The 16,377-nt window shown below is 44.4% G+C and carries 15 protein-coding genes and 1 tRNA gene; 7 read left to right on the forward strand and 9 right to left on the reverse strand.

Translation table 11 applies throughout. The features are described from left to right. Positions 1-594 (forward strand): IS256 family transposase (locus tag WS34_RS01655; protein WP_286693587.1); only part of this gene is annotated, 594 nt, incomplete at its 5' end. A gap of 488 nt (positions 595-1,082) precedes the next feature. On the opposite strand, the gene WS34_RS01665 is transcribed toward WS34_RS01655, so the two are convergent. Together WS34_RS01665 and WS34_RS01670 are read right to left on the reverse strand one after the other, a co-directional pair. Then, positions 1,083-1,155, reverse strand: a tRNA-Gly gene (locus WS34_RS01665). 272 nt (positions 1,156-1,427) lie between these two features. After that, positions 1,428-1,853: an Hsp20/alpha crystallin family protein gene (locus WS34_RS01670; protein WP_286693588.1), complete on the reverse strand. Its 426-nt coding sequence runs from the start codon at positions 1,851-1,853 to the stop codon at positions 1,428-1,430. Positions 1,854-2,083: 230 nt separating this feature from the next. Here WS34_RS01670 and WS34_RS01675 point away from each other — a divergent pair, with 230 nt between their 5' ends. The 3 genes from WS34_RS01675 to WS34_RS15835 are packed head-to-tail and all read left to right on the forward strand — an operon-like array spanning position 2,084 to position 4,483. Continuing rightward, positions 2,084-2,617, forward strand: a complete 534-nt coding sequence (locus WS34_RS01675) for a gamma carbonic anhydrase family protein (RefSeq protein ID WP_046402739.1) — start codon at positions 2,084-2,086, stop codon at positions 2,615-2,617. 24 nt (positions 2,618-2,641) lie between these two features. Beyond that, entirely contained in the window at positions 2,642-3,301 is a 660-nt protein-coding gene (gene rpe, locus WS34_RS01680; RefSeq protein ID WP_046402741.1) for a ribulose-phosphate 3-epimerase, read from the forward strand. A gap of 45 nt (positions 3,302-3,346) precedes the next feature. Then, positions 3,347-4,483: a cell division ATP-binding protein FtsE gene (locus tag WS34_RS15835; RefSeq protein ID WP_046402743.1), complete on the forward strand. Its 1,137-nt coding sequence runs from the start codon at positions 3,347-3,349 to the stop codon at positions 4,481-4,483. A gap of 57 nt (positions 4,484-4,540) precedes the next feature. Here the strand turns inward: WS34_RS15835 and WS34_RS01690 are convergent, their stop codons facing one another. The 5 genes from WS34_RS01690 to mazG all read right to left on the reverse strand — a co-directional run bounded on the left by WS34_RS01690 (position 4,541) and on the right by mazG (position 11,370). Beyond that, the gene (locus tag WS34_RS01690; protein WP_046402746.1) at positions 4,541-5,650 is read right to left on the reverse strand and encodes an acyltransferase family protein; all 1,110 of its coding nucleotides are present in this window, start codon (positions 5,648-5,650) and stop codon (positions 4,541-4,543) included. A gap of 123 nt (positions 5,651-5,773) precedes the next feature. Further along, positions 5,774-6,613, reverse strand: coding sequence for a CvfB family protein (locus WS34_RS01695; RefSeq protein ID WP_046402748.1), 840 nt, complete (start codon positions 6,611-6,613; stop codon positions 5,774-5,776). A gap of 252 nt (positions 6,614-6,865) precedes the next feature. Continuing rightward, positions 6,866-10,096, reverse strand: a complete 3,231-nt coding sequence (locus tag WS34_RS01700) for an FAD-dependent oxidoreductase (RefSeq protein ID WP_046402750.1) — start codon at positions 10,094-10,096, stop codon at positions 6,866-6,868. 108 nt (positions 10,097-10,204) lie between these two features. Further along, positions 10,205-10,573: a hypothetical protein gene (locus tag WS34_RS01705; RefSeq protein ID WP_046402752.1), complete on the reverse strand. Its 369-nt coding sequence runs from the start codon at positions 10,571-10,573 to the stop codon at positions 10,205-10,207. Positions 10,574-10,581: 8 nt separating this feature from the next. Next, positions 10,582-11,370: a nucleoside triphosphate pyrophosphohydrolase gene (gene mazG, locus WS34_RS01710; RefSeq protein ID WP_046402754.1), complete on the reverse strand. Its 789-nt coding sequence runs from the start codon at positions 11,368-11,370 to the stop codon at positions 10,582-10,584. 181 nt (positions 11,371-11,551) lie between these two features. Between mazG and WS34_RS01715 the strand changes: the two genes are divergently transcribed. Continuing rightward, positions 11,552-12,517 (forward strand): PhoH family protein, encoded by a 966-nt coding sequence (locus WS34_RS01715; protein ID WP_046402755.1) that lies wholly within the window; start codon positions 11,552-11,554, stop codon positions 12,515-12,517. A gap of 27 nt (positions 12,518-12,544) precedes the next feature. Then, positions 12,545-13,489 carry a phosphoribosylaminoimidazolesuccinocarboxamide synthase gene (locus tag WS34_RS01720; RefSeq protein WP_046402757.1) on the forward strand — a complete coding sequence of 315 codons (945 nt, stop codon included), beginning with the start codon at positions 12,545-12,547 and terminating at the stop codon, positions 13,487-13,489. Positions 13,490-13,566: 77 nt separating this feature from the next. On the opposite strand, the gene cdaA is transcribed toward WS34_RS01720, so the two are convergent. Next, entirely contained in the window at positions 13,567-14,352 is a 786-nt protein-coding gene (gene cdaA / locus WS34_RS01725; RefSeq protein ID WP_286693589.1) for a diadenylate cyclase CdaA, read from the reverse strand. Positions 14,353-14,472: 120 nt separating this feature from the next. Here cdaA and lolA1 point away from each other — a divergent pair, with 120 nt between their 5' ends. Continuing rightward, complete coding sequence (gene lolA1, locus WS34_RS01730) at positions 14,473-15,105, forward strand: outer membrane lipoprotein periplasmic chaperone LolA1 (RefSeq protein ID WP_046402759.1); 633 nt, start codon at positions 14,473-14,475, stop codon at positions 15,103-15,105. Between the two features lie 174 nt (positions 15,106-15,279). On the opposite strand, the gene WS34_RS01735 is transcribed toward lolA1, so the two are convergent. Then, complete coding sequence (locus WS34_RS01735) at positions 15,280-16,374, reverse strand: glycoside hydrolase family 43 protein (RefSeq protein WP_046402760.1); 1,095 nt, start codon at positions 16,372-16,374, stop codon at positions 15,280-15,282. Positions 16,375-16,377: the final 3 nt, after the last annotated feature.

The following is a 16,377-nucleotide window of genomic DNA, read 5'->3' on the forward strand; positions in this document are numbered from 1 at the left end:
GTATTGAGGGTGGTAAACTTTCCCACCGAAAGCGCTACGAACTGGAAAGACGTTTTCGAAAATTTGAAAGAAAGAGGGGTGGCCGTTGTCAATCTGCTGGTATGCGACGGACTGGCAGGTATTGAAAACACCCTGGCAGACACCTTTCCGCAGGCTGACCTGCAATTATGCACCGTCCATTTAAAAAGGAACATCGCGGGTAAAGTTAAACCAAGGGATAAGAAACAGGTGATGGAGGAACTCAAACAGATATGCGCTCCTGACCAGTACGGGATCACTCCGGAAAAAGCATTCGGGACATTTAAAGAATTTATCCAAAGATGGCAGAAAAGCTATCCGCCACTCAAAAGGTATAACCACGACAGATACAGGTTCTATTTTACATACTTTAAATATGAAAAAGAGATCAGAGGTATGATTTATACCACCAACTGGATCGAAAGACTAAACAGGGATTATAAAAGGGTCATTAATATGAGAGGAGCAATGCCGAATCCACAGGCAGTTATTCTACTCATGGGAACGGTTGCACAGAATGCTGATATTTATAAATATCCCATTTATAATTTTTTAGAATCAAAATTGTTTTATTAAAAATTTATAGATTTGCAAAAATGAAAAAAGAAAGAAGATACACACTTTTTGGTACACTATCTACCGGAAAATTTATTGGCATATTCGAGCGCCTGATGGTTATCACATTTGTACTGGTTAATCAATATAGTGCAGTAGGTTTTCTGATTGCTACCAAATCCCTCCTATCCCCGGGGGCTACGGAATATTGCCCCCGTTTCTATAGGGTATATCCCTTGGCAGAACGGAGCTTTTCCTGATCTGGGCTATTTTAGAACGGAGATGATTCGGCGTTGATTCGGAGATAAAACGGCAATGCTATAGATAAACCACCTATTAACAGTCCAGCAACGGAAAGGTAGCTATCTGGAAATAATATTAAAAAAATCAATTTTGAGTATCTATCACAAACATTGTTTGCTAGGATAGTGTCTCAAAATAGCCCACTGTCCGTCCCCGGGGGCTATGGGTTATAAAAAAGCCGGAGGATATCCGGCTTTTAAAAAGTGAGCGAAAAACGGGACTCGAACCCGCGACCCCGACCTTGGCAAGGTCGTGCTCTACCAACTGAGCTATTTTCGCAATTTTATGCACGCTCGTTGATTTTACTCTCCTTGCCAAGGTCGGATTTTGTCTATCGACATGGGGCAAGGTCGTGCTCTACCAACTGAGCTATTTTCGCATAATTTCAAACAACTGTTTTGTTTTGACGGTGCAAAGATAAGTGGATTTTATATATTTCTCCAAATTTTTTGGCAAAAAAAAATCGACTATTTTCTCATTTCTCTGATTATCAAGAAGCAAAAAATCAGCCGGTCCTCATATGGACCGGCCGACCACTAAAATCAAACTACCTACTTCACCTCAATTTGTCTGCTCACTTTATCTTTCTGCTCTTTTTTCGGCAAAGTCACTTCCAGGATACCGTCTTTATAGGCAGCCTGCGCCTTTGCAACATCATATCTCTCTTCAGGTAGTTCGAAACTCCGATGGAAAGAATAAGAAGTAAATTCCCTTCTCAGATATTTATCTCTGTCTTTCTCCTCTTTTTCCTCATTTTTCTCACCGGATATCGTTAAGATTCCATCTTTATACTCCAGATGGATATCCTCTTTTTTCATTCCCGGAACTCTCAGTTCCAAGGCGAGTTCCTTTTCATCTTCTTTGACATTTAATGCCGGAACACCTCTTCTGTCCTCAAAAGCAGATAATCCCGTATTCAAAAAATCATCCAGAAAATTAGAATAAAACGGTTTGATCTCATTATTTCTTTTTACCATATTCATCGCTTTCCTCCTTTCAATATTCAATTATTTTTCTGATTACACCCTCTTGTACGCCCAATCGATGCAGGCAGTTTCGCCCGATTCATTAAATATTCGAAAATTGAAATTGAAAAACTGAAAATTAGCATATTTTATTGCCGTTTTCCTCATAATTCGTAACTTCGAAGCCCGTAACGGTTTAAAAAGTTACGTTTCAATTTTAAGTTATTAATTTTGTTTACAATATGGCTATCATAAAGAAACTAAACGGACATACCCCTAAATTCGGGAAAAACTGTTTTTTAGCCGATAATGCAGCTATTATCGGTGATGTAGAAATGGGAGACGATTGCAGTATCTGGTTCGGCGCTGTGCTACGCGGCGATGTACACTCCATCCGGATCGGTAACAAAGTCAATATACAAGACAATGCCACGATCCACGCCACTTATAAAAAATCACCGACAAACATCGGAAATAATGTCTCTATCGCACACAATGCCGTCATTCATGGGTGTACGATCAAAGACAATGTCCTGATCGGCATGGGAGCTATCGTTCTCGACGATGCTGTGGTTGAAAGCAATACGATCGTGGCGGCAGGCAGTGTGGTCACAAAAGGTACCGTAGTAGAATCAGGCTGGGTATATGCCGGGACACCAGCCCAAAAAATGAAACAATTAGGTGAAGAGTTATTGAAAGGAGAAGTGGAAAGAATTGTAAATGCTTACTCGATGTATGCCAGTTGGTACGAAGACGAAAGTCAGGAAGCCGAATAAAATAAACCATCAAAAACAAAGCATATGAGTGTAATAGTTTCTCCTTCGCTTCTAGCCGCCGATTTTATGAACCTGGGCAAAGACGTGGAAATGGTCAATCGAAGTGAAGCCGATTGGATTCATCTCGACATCATGGACGGTGTATTCGTGCCCAATATATCCTATGGCCTGCCTGTTGTATCTCAAATCAGGAAAATAGCCCGTAAACCGCTCGATGTTCATTTGATGATCGTGCAACCCGAGAGATATGTTGAAGCATTTCACAAAGCCGGAGCCGATATCCTGACCGTACACCTTGAAGCGTCAACCCATTTACACCGTACGCTCCAACAAATCAAAGCTTTGGGCATGAAAGCCGGAGTTGCCTTAAATCCGCACACTCCTGTCAGTCTGCTCGAAGACACGATACAGGATATCGATGTGGTGCTGATCATGAGTGTGAATCCCGGTTTCGGAGGGCAATCTTTTATCGAACATTCGCTTGAAAAAGTGAAAAAACTGAAGGCACTCATACAGGCTACGCATAGCCATACCCTGATCGAAATCGACGGAGGAGTAAATTTCGAAACCGGAAGAGAATTGGTTGCTGCCGGTGCAGATGCATTAGTCGCCGGAAGTTTTGTATTCAAATCCGAAGATCCGGAAGCAACCATTGCAGGATTAAAGAACTTAAAAACAGAGTAAGGCTTAGAACAGCATATTCAAATTTGAACCTAGTATTTCAGTAAGATGGCAGAAAGCATTATTAAAATGGAGGGGGGAGTAATCCGCCAACAAAAGAACACCATACTCAAAAATGTCAATATCGATATCGCAAGCGGTGAATTTGTCTATTTGATCGGCAAGGTAGGCAGTGGGAAAAGTTCCTTCCTGAAAACTTTATATGCAGAATTGCCATTAGAATATGGGAAAGCTGAAGTGGCCGGTTTTCAATTAAAAAAAATCAAAAAGTCACAGGTTCCCTTGCTACGCCGGAAATGCGGTATTGTTTTTCAGGATTTCAAATTATTGATCGACCGGAATGTATATGAAAATCTGGAATTCGTATTGAAAGCTACCGGCTGGAAAAATAAAAAAGCCATCAAGGAACGGATTGAAACCGTACTCACTAAAGTCGGCATGAGTGACAAACAGACCAAGATGCCCCATCAGCTATCCGGAGGAGAACAGCAACGTATCGTACTGGCCCGGGCTTTATTGAATGCCCCTCCTCTGATCCTGGCAGACGAACCGACAGGTAACATCGACCCGGAAACCTCCTATCAGTTGGTGGAATTATTAAAAGAAATTTGTGACACCGGTAAAACGATTATTATAGCTACCCACCAATACGACCTGATCGAGAAATTCCCGGGACGGGTATTCTGTTGTGAACACGGAGAACTTTACGAAAAGACTCCGGCCAAGGCTTGCGAGTGTACAGACGAAGTGCTTCCCCTCCCCCCGGTAGAAGAAATTATCCCCGATCCTTCTTCCGAAGCCGGAATGATTGAAACACAAAATACGGAGGAAGTGCCTGAAGATACAACAACGGTAAATCGGGAGACTGAAACAGTTGCTGCTACCGAAGTAACCTCACAAACGACCGATCTCACAGAAACGCCCGAGCAAACGGAAGCTGAGACCGAAGATAAAAAAACAGCCGAAGATTCCGCCGAGGATATCATGACCCTCATCGGCAAACTCGACTACCCCGAAATCACCGCTTTCGACTACGAACTGGACCATCTGCCTGAAATCAAACCGGAAGATCAGGAAGTGGCAGCCCAAGAAACTTCAACCACTACGGAAGTACAGGAAGAGCTTCCGGAGAAAAAAGAAAAGCAGAACCTGCCTCCGGCATTAGATGTCGAACTTATCGACTGAACAACCACTCCAGTGATTGTCCCGAAGTGAGACTCCCCGCTTCCGGACAATCCCTTTTCAGATTTTCAACTTCTTTCTCAACCACGTTCTTACCGGTTCGTCATATAATTTCAGACAGGCATAAGCCATCATGATACAAAATGCCGCAATCAAAATAGTAGAAGGCCATACCGATGTCCAGGGCAAATGCCTGGGTGTAACCCAATTCCAATAAAGATAGATTACCGGATAGTGGACGATATAAAGCGGATAAGAAATCTTTCCCATAAAATCACAACCTTTCGAGAACAGGCTCTCCGATAACTTTCCGCCAGCACCGAGCACTACGATCAATGGAAAGACAACGATGACACAAAGGGCTTCATATAATCCATTCAACCAATACTGGCTCTCACCTCCTAAACGAGGCATAGCCAGGACGATCAAAAGCAACAGGCTACACTTTTCAAAAGCATACCTGGTCCGGATCAGGAAACCGGTCCGGGATAATAACAGCCCGACGAAAAACGGATACATCAGACGGGTAAACCCGACTCTCAGTTGCGGGCCATCCAATTTCCAGCCGCCGGCCAGACAGCCGTTCGGACTTGTCACGGCATAATGAATCAAAGCTCCGCCGGCCACGATCACCAGCAAGGTCAGTAAAAACTTCGGAAACCTCCGGATCACTAAAGCATAGAGAATATTGGCGATATATTCGAAGAAAAGTGACCAGGCAGGTCCGTTCAACGGGTGCATTTCCCCCCATCCGCGGATATCCATAGAGGTCGGCACAGGAAGCAGAGTAGAGCCGATAACAAATAACAACATCACCTGCCAAACCGAAACCTGACCGATTCCCGGAAACATAGCCTCGCTCCCGAAAAAGAAAAATACAGCACCGATAAACATCCCCATCACCACCATCGGCTGCAACCGGATCAAACGACGCTTAAAAAAAGCACCGATGGTCATCTTATTCCAACGATCGTCGTAAGCATAACCGACCACAAACCCCGAAAGCACAAAGAAAAAATCCACCGCCAGATAACCATGATTGATCACCTGATCCAACGGCCCCGACGAATGGGCTTCGAATAAATGAAAAAATACGACCAGGATAGCAGCAACACCTCTTAATCCATCCAGAATTAAATAATGCGGTTTAGCATTCAGTTCAGTTCCCATTAAAAATCTTTTTTCAATTTATATTTCAACAGCACCGCTTTCCCTTTGGCCGGAAGGTACGACACCTACACCAAACCATCATTCCGATCACGCCCCAAAGTAGTGTCCGCATAGGCCCCGAATTCAATCTTCTGTTTTCAACCGGACTTCGGAATCGCCGATCTCGATCAGTCCTTGTTTCAGTAAGGTCCCCAAGGCCTTTTTATAATTTTTCTTGCTACATCCGAAGACCTTGTAGATTTCTTCCGGCTGGCTTTTATCCGAAAGGTCCAGCATACCACCGTAATCTTTCAATTTTTCGAGCACCACACCGGCCAACCCTTCTATTTTGGCATATCCGGGCTGTTGCAGGCTCACATCGATCTTTTCATCTTCTCGCACCTCCTTAATATACCCTTTCATTTTTTGACCGATCTTCAGCGGCCGAAAAATCTCGTTTTTATAGATCAAGCCCCAATGGGTATTATTTACAATCACGTTATATCCCAGATCCGACTGCCGCGCGATCAATACCTCAACTTCCTGATTGGGCTCGTATTCCGGAAATACCTGATCCAGATATTTATCGATCTTCGTCGAAGCGACAATCCGGTCGGAAGCTTTATCCAGATAAGCATATACCAGATAGGATTTTCCTTCTACCATCGGATCGCGTTGTTCCCGGAAAGGTACCAGCAGATCCTTCCGCAATCCCCAATCCAGAAAGGCCCCTACAGAACTTAGAGCGACCACTTTCAGGAAAGCGAATTCGCCGACCATTACATTGGGATGTTCTGTCGTAGCGACAATCCGGTCCTCCGAATCGAAATAAACAAAAGCCTTTACCTCATCGTCCGGAAAACAATTGGCCGGGACATATTCTTTCGGCATGAGGATCTCACCGCGTTCTCCTCCGTCCAGATAAACTCCAAAATCGACGATTTTTACTACCGTCAAAGTATTAAATCTTCCTATTTCAACCATGGCTAAATTAATTGCACGTTTTGTTTGGTTTTCAAACCTATTTAACTCTTCCGTTTTATTCCTCGTACCCGCGACAAATATAAAGAATAAAACTCAGAATAATTGAAATCCCCGGAATGATCATCCGCAGCTCTCCGATATAAAAGATCCCTGCAGGACACTTTCTTCCGGGAGACTCAGGCCCGACCGGCCATAGCAACAGCCATAAAAAAGTGTCCGCAGGGTCTATGCACTTCTAAACTTGCTACACTCTTATTTAAACGCTTTTTCAGATAATCCGGGCCCGTTCAGTTTTAATTTTTCGAAATATTCCGGTACAGGACGTCCCAGTAGTTTGTCGACATACATCCGGGCAATGTACTGCGAGAGCATGAATCCGTGTCCACGCATTCCGACAAACAGTCCCAATTCAGGATCGACAATATAACGGGGTTCGGTGTAATATCCGGCCCACACCGCTTGTATACCTACACCGGCCAAATCAGGAATCCATTCAGAGAACATCTCACTGACGATTTCCAAAAAGGCTTTTGTATTTACCTTCAGATTTTTATCGATACGCATAGCGTCGAGTTTCGGCGATGCACAACCGATAATCTGACCGGTATAAGCGATCTGCTGACCATAAACCGCAGAAAAACCTTTGTAATCCTGCCGGTCGATCAACATATCCAGATTCGTCCCATTCTTACCCAACATCGGGAGACGGCGGGTAATGAAAGCCTGATGGCGTACAGGATACAATCCGGCGTCTATCCCCATGCTATCGCACAATTTACCGGCTCCGCTTCCCAAAGCATTGACAAAATGTTCGGTACGATACTCCACATATTTTTTATCGTGGGTCTGTACCAGTACACTGGTATATTTCCCCTCCCGGCAAGCTTCGAGCACCCGGCAATCCTCCATGACCGTCCCTCCGGCAGCTATTCCCAGATTACGTACCAGGTCCACCACTTTTCCGGGAGTCGCCTGCCAACAATCGTCCGTTACCAAAGCCGAAATATATTTTTTAGGATTAGCATTAAAATATGGAGAAATCTCTTCGCGGAACTGCTTCGGAGCGATCATTTCTGCTTTCGACCAGGCTTTACTGGCTTCCAATGCCTTATAAGTTGCCTCATCGTGTGCAAAACTGATGTACCGGATCGGTTTGTAATCGATATTGGACAGATATTGTAATTCTTTAAAGATATGATGATTCTGAGCCGCAATTTCTGCCAGTTCGGGCAAAGAGAAAGCCGTACGTCCGCCGCCGATATTTCTCCATGACGATCCCCGGTCGGCATTTACCAATACCGGATTCATTCCAGCCTCCGCCATATAACGGAATAACGAGCTTCCGGCTATACCTCCTCCGGCAATCAGAGCACTGACTTCTATCTTCTTAAAGGTATCCCGGTTGGCCACCAGATAAGTATCTCCTTTTTTGGCAGGTGCGATCTCGCCCAATGTCAACTGATTCGACAGCGGAGCCCGGGGAGTGGCATCCCCGACCAATTCGATTCCTCTGCTACGAAGCGCTGTCCGCAAACGGGGGATACACCGTTTACCGCGGCAAGGTCCCATGCCCAGGTGGGTGGTATGTTTGATTTCATCTATCGAAATAAATGTCCGGTCTCCGATCACCTGCAATACCTCTTCCAGTTTCACATCATCACAATGACAAATATAGGTGGGCCCTGCTGTATCTTCCAACAAAGGTTTCGGCTGCAAAGGTTCCGGGTAATTTTCTTTCACAACGAATCCCCTGACCCGCGTCAGGGCATCCCCCTGAATCGTCAGGGACTTTACCCGGGCTACATTCGTTTTATTCGGCTTATGCAGAATCTTTTCGATCTTGCCCTCCCCCAATATCTCTCCGTTATTGTTCACCAGATAGACTTCTGCCCCTTCATGTGCTTCATATTCAATCGGTAAAAAAAGATTGTCTTTCCGTAAATCATAACCGAAAATAGCTAATCCGGGACACTGATAAACGCATTCCATACAACCGATACACTTATCGTAATCGATCACCGGCACGGTAGAAGTCGACGTTTTGGTAATCGCACCATGCGGACAGGCAAAGGAACAGGGATTGCAAGCAAAACCATACAGGCAATCCGCCTGCACGAAGCCCCGGGCCAACCGTCTGGATTCTTCCGGCAAACGGGGCTCTTCCAACACTTTCACCGGATGTTGCTGCGAATCGATGTATTCTTTGGACAACAGAAGATAATCGTCATAATCCAGCCGTACGCCCAATTCCATCATAATCTGCATTGCCGTATGCCGTCCTTTCAAGACCGCACTAGTCCCTTCACCGATCCGGATAGCATCGCCGGCAGCAAAACAACGTCCGCCGAACACTTCTTTTCCTTTGGTAAGCAGCTGATTATCCGGAATCAATCCGGTACAAATATTAATGACATCGATTCCTTCAATCACCTTTTCCGTTCCCGGTACCGGACGGAAATTTTCACACCGGGCAATCACCGCACCGACGATGCCATTATGTTCTTTATTCGGGATTGCCTTCAACAGCATATGCGAAGTTAGAATCGGAATAGCCAAACGCCTTACCCGGTTGGCCTGTACCGGAAATCCCCCTTCCCGGGGCATAGCCTCCAGAATAGCCTTGACCTGCGCCCCGGCCTGCATCAGCTGGTAAGAGGTCAGGTAACCGATATTACCGGCACCGATCGTCAGGACATTTTTACCCAATAAGGTCAGTTCGCTGTTCATCATTTTCTGCACGACAGCGGCAGTATATACCCCCGGCAGATCGTCGTTTTCGAAAGCCGGCATAAACGGTACAGCACCTGTTGCAACAACCAGGTAATCGGCATCGACGAAAAATATCTCCTCGGTCTGTATATTTTTCACGGCCACTCTTTTCCCTTCGAGCAGATCCCAAACCGTAGAATTCAGATAAATACCGTCGGTATTCTCTCCGGCCAATGTCTTGGCTATATCGAATCCACGCATTCCACCAAAACGTTTCTCTTTTTCGAAAAAGAAAAACTGATGAGTTTGCATGGTAAATTGTCCTCCTGTCTTATCGTTATTATCGATGACGATATTATCTACGCCATATTTATTGAATTCTTCCCGAACAGCAAGCCCTGCAGGTCCAGCCCCGATGATCACCACCGTCGTTCGCAAAATTTTCTTTTTATCGACAACCGGTTGTTTCACCTTTTTGGCCATGAAATCTTCGGTCACCTCCCTCACTTCCTTCACTCCATCCACTTTCGTAATACAAATCCGCCGGATTTTTCCGTCGACCAACATCTCACAAGCCCCGCATTTACCGATACCGCATTCCAGCGAACGTTCCCGCCCGTCCAGGCTATGACTGTGCACCGGAAAGCCTGCCTGATGCAATGCAGCCGCTATGGTATACCCCTTCTCTCCTTCTACTTCCTGCCCATTATATTTAAAGATGACTTTATCCCTTACCGGAACTTCCAACACCGGATGTTTTTTAATTTTTGACATAGTAACTGGTTTTAGATTAATAGCATGGGCAATTTAAAAGAAAAGAATAAAAAAAAAGCTGACTTTCGTCAACTTTCCTAAATTTTGTATACCGATGCAACAGGCATTTCAGATTTCCATGGGTAAACTGGTAGCTACTTTTTCAAATTCAAAATATCCTTCTACCCCTTGTCCGTCTTTACTTACTCCTTTGATCGTATTGTCATCGACCAATAAACCGAACCAATGATCCAGCTGATAGGTAATCGGAAACTCCGAATGAATGATGTCGAACTCAATGGCTTCCAGCCGCACTTTACGCCCTTCCAGTTCTCCTTTTAAAAATTCCTGTATCATATAAGAACTCTCTCCTTCGACCTTATCCGTAAACACGATCCTTCCGGCCAACTTTTGTCCTTTCTGTTTCAGGTAAAGCTCACCCTCGGCGACACCGTAGCCGTAGTTCTCGATATATCTCCATTTCCCTGTCAAATCCATCTTTTCCCCTATTTCTGTTCTCTCTCTTTGGCTTCCTGCCAATAGGCCTCCATCTCTTCCAGGCTCATATCCGATAAATTTTTCCCTGTCTCTTTCGCTTTATCTTCCACATAACCGAAGCGGCGGATAAATTTCCGGTTTGTTTTTTCCAATGCATTCTCGGGATTAATACCATATAAACGGGCTGCATTGATGATCGAAAACAAAAAATCCCCGAATTCCTGCTCCATCTTCTCCTGGTCGGCTTTCGCTGCTTCTGTCTCAAACTCTTCCAGTTCCTCTTTCACCTTGGTCCATACCTCCTCCTTTTGTTTCCAGTCGAATCCGGCTCCCCGTGCTTTATCCTGAATACGGTAAGCCTTTACCAAAGCCGGCAATGACATGGGAACCCCTTCCAATACCCGGTGTTTCCGTCCTTTTTCCTTCAATTTCAACTGCTCCCAGTTCTGCAACACCTCTTCAGCACTATTCACTTTCACTTCGCCATAAATATGAGGATGCCGGTATTTCAATTTCTCACAGATACTATTCAGTACATCGGTGATGTCGAAAGCCTCTTTTTCACTGCCTATCTGGGCATAAAATACGATGTGCATCAACAAATCCCCCAATTCTTTCTTCACTTCGGCCATATCTCCTGCCAGGATAGCATCCCCCAATTCATACACCTCTTCGATCGACAATGCCCTCAACGATTCCATTGTCTGTTTTCTATCCCAGGGACACTCGACGCGAAGTGTTGCGATCACTTCCAGTAATTCGGCAAAAGCCTCTTTTTTCTTTTCCAGATCTTCCATAAATAACCAATCAAAGAGGTTGTCTCTACCTCCTTCCGGGACAGCTTACCCGACAGCCTCATGCATTTTTCACCAATTCGTGGCTGCAAAAATAATGTATTTTTATGATTAAAAAAAATCGGTTTCTGCTCTCACATATCATAAAAAAGGTAGTACCTTTGTTATATTTATTGAAGATTGCATGATTGAGAAAAGAATAAGCATAGGGAATATAGATCCCATTGATTTTTACGGAGTTAACAATTCAAAATTCAATCTATTAAAAGAGTATTTTCCCAAACTGAAAATCACAGCCCGGGGAGACGAAATTATTATCCAGGGAGAAATCAACGATATAGAAATTTTAAATACTAAAATCATTGCTTTACTCGAGCACTACCACCGTTATAATATGCTCACGGTAGCCAACTTGAAACGGATCATCCTGGAAGATCATGTTGTCGCCGATCCGGAAGATGCCGAATCGGTCATTTTATACGGGAATGCCGGTAAAGCGATCCGTGCCCGTACCCCCAATCAGCGTAAATTGGTAGAGCTGGCCAGAACCAATGATTTATTGTTCGCCACCGGTCCTGCCGGTTCGGGAAAAACCTATACAGCGATCGCCTTGGCTGTAAGGGCTTTGCGTAATCGTGAAGTGAAACGGATCGTGCTGAGCCGTCCGGCTGTCGAAGCCGGTGAAAGCCTGGGATTCCTGCCCGGAGATATGAAAGAAAAGGTAGATCCTTATCTCCAGCCTCTATACGACGCCCTATCGGACATGATTCCGCCCAAAAAGCTGGAAGAATACCTGGAATCTGAAGTTATCCAGATCGCCCCGCTGGCTTATATGAGAGGACGCACGCTAAACGATTCTTTTGTAATCCTCGACGAAGCACAAAATACGACCCGCAATCAGTTGAAGATGTTTTTAACACGAATGGGGATCAGTGCTAAATTTGTGATCACCGGTGATATGAGTCAGATCGATTTACCCCGGCGTGGAGATTCGGGCCTCATTCATGCCTTCAAAATCCTGAAAGACATCAAGGGCATCGCTTTCGTGGAATTTAATTCCGACGATATCGTACGTCACCGGCTGGTGAAGGATATTGTGAAAGCATACAATGAAGAGCAGGAAGAACGGCAAGGGAAGAATGAAGAATAAATGGATTAAATTTTTAATATAATTTCTATGGATGCTATTGTAAAAACAGATTTCTGTTTCCCGGGACAAAAAAGTGTGTACAAAGGGAAAGTGCGTGACGTGTATGATATCGATGATGAATATCTGGTCATGGTGGTTTCAGACCGAATTTCGGCCTTCGACGTCGTATTGCCTGAAGGAGTGCCTTACAAAGGGCAGGTATTGAATCAAATCGCAGCCAAATTCCTAGATGCAACCGCAGATATCGTTCCGAACTGGAAAATAGCCACTCCGGACCCGATGGTTACTGTCGGACATAAATGCGAACCGTTTAAAGTAGAAATGGTGATCCGAGGTTACCTGACCGGAAGTTCCTGGCGGGCTTATAAATCCGGAGAACGTACCCTTTGCGGTCTGCCCCTACCCGAAGGCATGAGAGAAAATCAGAAATTCGCCTCTCCCCTGATTACGCCTACAACAAAAGCCGATGAAGGTCATGACGAAAATATTTCCAAAGAAGAAATTATCGCTCAGGGCCTGGTTAGCCGCGAAGATTACGAGCTGATGGAAAAATACACCTATGCCTTATTCCAACGCGGGACAGAAATTGCTGCCGAGAAAGGATTGATTTTGGTAGATACTAAATATGAATTCGGAAAGAAAAACGGTCGGATTTACCTGATCGACGAAATCCATACTCCGGATTCTTCACGTTATTTCTACGCAGAAGGGTATGAAGAACGTTTTGCCAAAGGCGAAAAACAAAAACAATTATCCAAAGAATTCGTTCGTGAATGGTTGATGGATAACGGTTTTCAGGGACAAGCCGGACAAAAGGTACCGGAAATGACTCCCGCAGTAGTTGCCGGAATTACCGATCGCTACATCGAATTATACGAACACATTACCGGCCAAAAATTCGTGAAAGCCGACTCTACCAACGTCCTGAAACGAATTGAAGATAACGTCAACGCTTGTCTGAAAACTTTATAAGCCAACCGCTTACCGACACAAGAGGGGTTTTGCATGCAGGACCCCTCTTTTATTTACCAATAACCGGGCAAATGACATTATTTTACCACAAAGCCGGAGAAATCGTTACTCAGAAATTTTTTCAATTCTTCGGGACTCACTTTTACTTTATAACTTCCGTCTTTAAAGAAAGTAATGTTTCCGGTTTCTTCGCTCACGACAACCACATAAGCATCGCTCACCCCACTGAGTCCCAAAGCGGCCCGATGGCGCAATCCCATACTTCCGGGAATATCCCGGCGATCGGAGACCGGAAGAATACAACGGGCAGCTAAAATCTTATTTTCATTGATGATGACGGCTCCATCGTGTAAAGGCGTATTTTTGAAAAAAATATTTTCGATCAATTCATCGGTCACCTTCGCTTTCATCATGACCCCTGTCTGGGCATAATTGTACAATTCGGTATTTTGCTGAAAAACGATCAAAGCACCTGTCTTGGAAGCCGAAAAATTTACACAGGCCTCGACAATCGCATCCGATACATCTTCCTTGATCACCGGCTTGGCAAACAATTTTTCCAGATTGAAAATATTCTGCAGGTTGTATTTACTTCCCACCAGCAACAAAAAACGCCGGACTTCCTGTTGAAAAACGATCAAGAGGGCGATCATTCCCATACCGAAAAACTGCCCCATAATGGAGGTGATCAGCTCCATATTCAACGCCCTCACCAACAACCAGGCCACATAAAACGTAAAAATTCCGGCAAAGATATTAATTGCTACCGTACCCTTCACCAAACGATAAATCTGATAAAAAATAAAAGCAACGATCAGAATATCCAGTATATCGAAAAAGCCGAGCTTTATAAATAACAACATAGATCCTTAAACTTATTTCACCATACAAATCTAAATAAAATTTCAGAATATACGGTACATTCTGTATCTTTGCCGTAATGAAATCACAAAATAGGATCAGAACACATTAAAACATTTATTATGCGATATTTTACAACCTTCTTATTTGTGCTCCTGGCTTGTTCGGTATTTGCCCAAAACGACCCGAAAGCAAAAGAAATATTGGATAAAGCAGCAGCAAAATTCAAAGCTTACCCGGCTGCAGAAATCGACTTCACCCTAACGATGGAAAACCCAGACGAAAACATCCATGAAATGCACGAAGGGAAAGCCTGGATGAAAGGCAATCTTTATAAACTCAACGTGATGGATGTTGAAAACTATTACGACGGAAAAAATATCTATACCTATATGCCGGAAGTACAGGAAGTCAACATCAAAAATCCCAATGAAGAAGAAGAAGAGATGTTGAATCCGACGACACTTTTCGATATCCACAACCAAGGATTCGAGCAAAAACTGGTCAGCACGAGCAACGGCATAACCTACATCGAACTTTTTCCTACAGATAAAAGCCGTAACTTTACAAAAATCGGTATCTGGGTAAATCCAGCCACTTCATCGATACAAAAAGTAACCTCTTTCGGCAAAGACGGAAACAATGTCCTGATCACAATCAAATCCATCAAACAAAGTTCACCCGTACCTGCCGATTCATTCTTTAAATTCGACCCGGCTAAACATCCGGAAGTAGAAGTTATCGATCTCAGATAAAAATTTTATCCCATATAAATCACAGTATTTATATATTATTTATACCTATAAATTTAGACTTATTTTTCCTATACCGTTCCGATTCTGTTATAGTAATCACGGGTAATCACGGGGACGGGGCAATTGTGCGAAACTTTCGCACAATTGCCCCGTCCCCGTGATTGCCCGTGATTGTTATAATCTGATTTTCTGTTCGATTGTCGTCGGACCATTCACTTTCAAAACACCGTTCCCGTCTATCTCCATCGGATCGATAAATACAACTCTTTGTTCTCCCGTAGGAGCCGTCCGACCATGGTATACACAAAACATTCTTTTCCCATCCCGGGACCAGGTAACACTGTTGTGTCCTGTTCCTGTCACGATACCTCCCTTACCGACATTTTTCTCCAACACCGGATTATTAGCAGCTTTCACATAAGGACCTAAAGGAGAGTCAGCCGTAGCATATCCGACGGCATAGTTCTTGCCCCCGAAGAAATTGGCCGAATACATCATATAATAGGTATCTCCTTTTTTCAGGGTAAAAGAGCCTTCTGTCCAGCGGCGGTTTACTTCTCCCGATGTAACAGAACGGCTTTCCCATTCAGCCTGCCGGTCGTCCATCCGGACAGGCGGCCGTAATACCAATACCGGTTCACCCAATATCCCTGTAAAATCAGATTTGATTTCCACACCATATACCCAACTCTCTTCAATTTCATCGAACATTCCTTTCTCCTTCGCCCAATCGGCGACTTCACTTTCCACCGGATGTTTATAACAACAGCGGGAGAAAAAGAGGTACGAACGTCCGTCCTCATCCGTAAATACATTCCCATCGATCACCGGATACCCCGGATCGAAGAGAGGGCCGTCGGTCAATTCACGGAAAGGTCCGGTCGGACGGTCAGCTACAGCCACCCCGATACGGAAATTTTCCAATTCATGGTCCGGGTTCTCTTTCCAATCGGCACTAAAAAACAGATAAAATTTACCATTCCGTTCATATACTTCCGGAGCCCAGAAATTAGCCACAGCCCAGGATTCGGGAGTATTTCCCCAGTAGACCTGTCCCTCGGAACGCCAATGCACCAGGTCGTCCGAAGAATAACAAGCAAAACCATCTTCCACACCTCCCGTCCCATACATATAATAATGTCCGTCGGAAGCCAGTAAAACATAAGGATCTCCAAAGGCTACATCCAAAGGATTACAGAAAACAGTCTCCTGTCCGCTTTTACATGCGAACAGGAGAATACCGATCACTAAATACCACCCATATTTCATCTT

The sequence above is a fragment of the Odoribacter sp. N15.MGS-14 genome, from assembly GCF_000980245.1.
GTDB classification, from domain to species: Bacteria; Bacteroidota; Bacteroidia; order Bacteroidales; family Marinifilaceae; genus Odoribacter; species Odoribacter splanchnicus.

What these genes read in the sequence shown, in the direction of transcription:
- mazG (WP_046402754.1), bottom strand. Translation starts at nt 11,370, where the DNA reads ATGGAAGATCTGGAAAAGAAAAAAGAGGCTTTTGCCGAATTACTGGAA.
- WS34_RS01700 (WP_046402750.1), bottom strand. Translation starts at nt 10,096, where the DNA reads ATGTCAAAAATTAAAAAACATCCGGTGTTGGAAGTTCCGGTAAGGGAT.
- WS34_RS01705 (WP_046402752.1), bottom strand. Translation starts at nt 10,573, where the DNA reads ATGGATTTGACAGGGAAATGGAGATATATCGAGAACTACGGCTACGGT.
- WS34_RS01735 (WP_046402760.1), bottom strand. Translation starts at nt 16,374, where the DNA reads ATGAAATATGGGTGGTATTTAGTGATCGGTATTCTCCTGTTCGCATGT.
- cdaA (WP_286693589.1), bottom strand. Translation starts at nt 14,352, where the DNA reads ATGTTGTTATTTATAAAGCTCGGCTTTTTCGATATACTGGATATTCTG.
- rpe (WP_046402741.1), top strand. Translation starts at nt 2,642, where the DNA reads ATGAGTGTAATAGTTTCTCCTTCGCTTCTAGCCGCCGATTTTATGAAC.
- WS34_RS01695 (WP_046402748.1), bottom strand. Translation starts at nt 6,613, where the DNA reads ATGGTTGAAATAGGAAGATTTAATACTTTGACGGTAGTAAAAATCGTC.
- WS34_RS15835 (WP_046402743.1), top strand. Translation starts at nt 3,347, where the DNA reads ATGGCAGAAAGCATTATTAAAATGGAGGGGGGAGTAATCCGCCAACAA.
- lolA1 (WP_046402759.1), top strand. Translation starts at nt 14,473, where the DNA reads ATGCGATATTTTACAACCTTCTTATTTGTGCTCCTGGCTTGTTCGGTA.
- WS34_RS01670 (WP_286693588.1), bottom strand. Translation starts at nt 1,853, where the DNA reads ATGGTAAAAAGAAATAATGAGATCAAACCGTTTTATTCTAATTTTCTG.
- WS34_RS01720 (WP_046402757.1), top strand. Translation starts at nt 12,545, where the DNA reads ATGGATGCTATTGTAAAAACAGATTTCTGTTTCCCGGGACAAAAAAGT.
- WS34_RS01675 (WP_046402739.1), top strand. Translation starts at nt 2,084, where the DNA reads ATGGCTATCATAAAGAAACTAAACGGACATACCCCTAAATTCGGGAAA.
- WS34_RS01715 (WP_046402755.1), top strand. Translation starts at nt 11,552, where the DNA reads ATGATTGAGAAAAGAATAAGCATAGGGAATATAGATCCCATTGATTTT.
- WS34_RS01690 (WP_046402746.1), bottom strand. Translation starts at nt 5,650, where the DNA reads ATGGGAACTGAACTGAATGCTAAACCGCATTATTTAATTCTGGATGGA.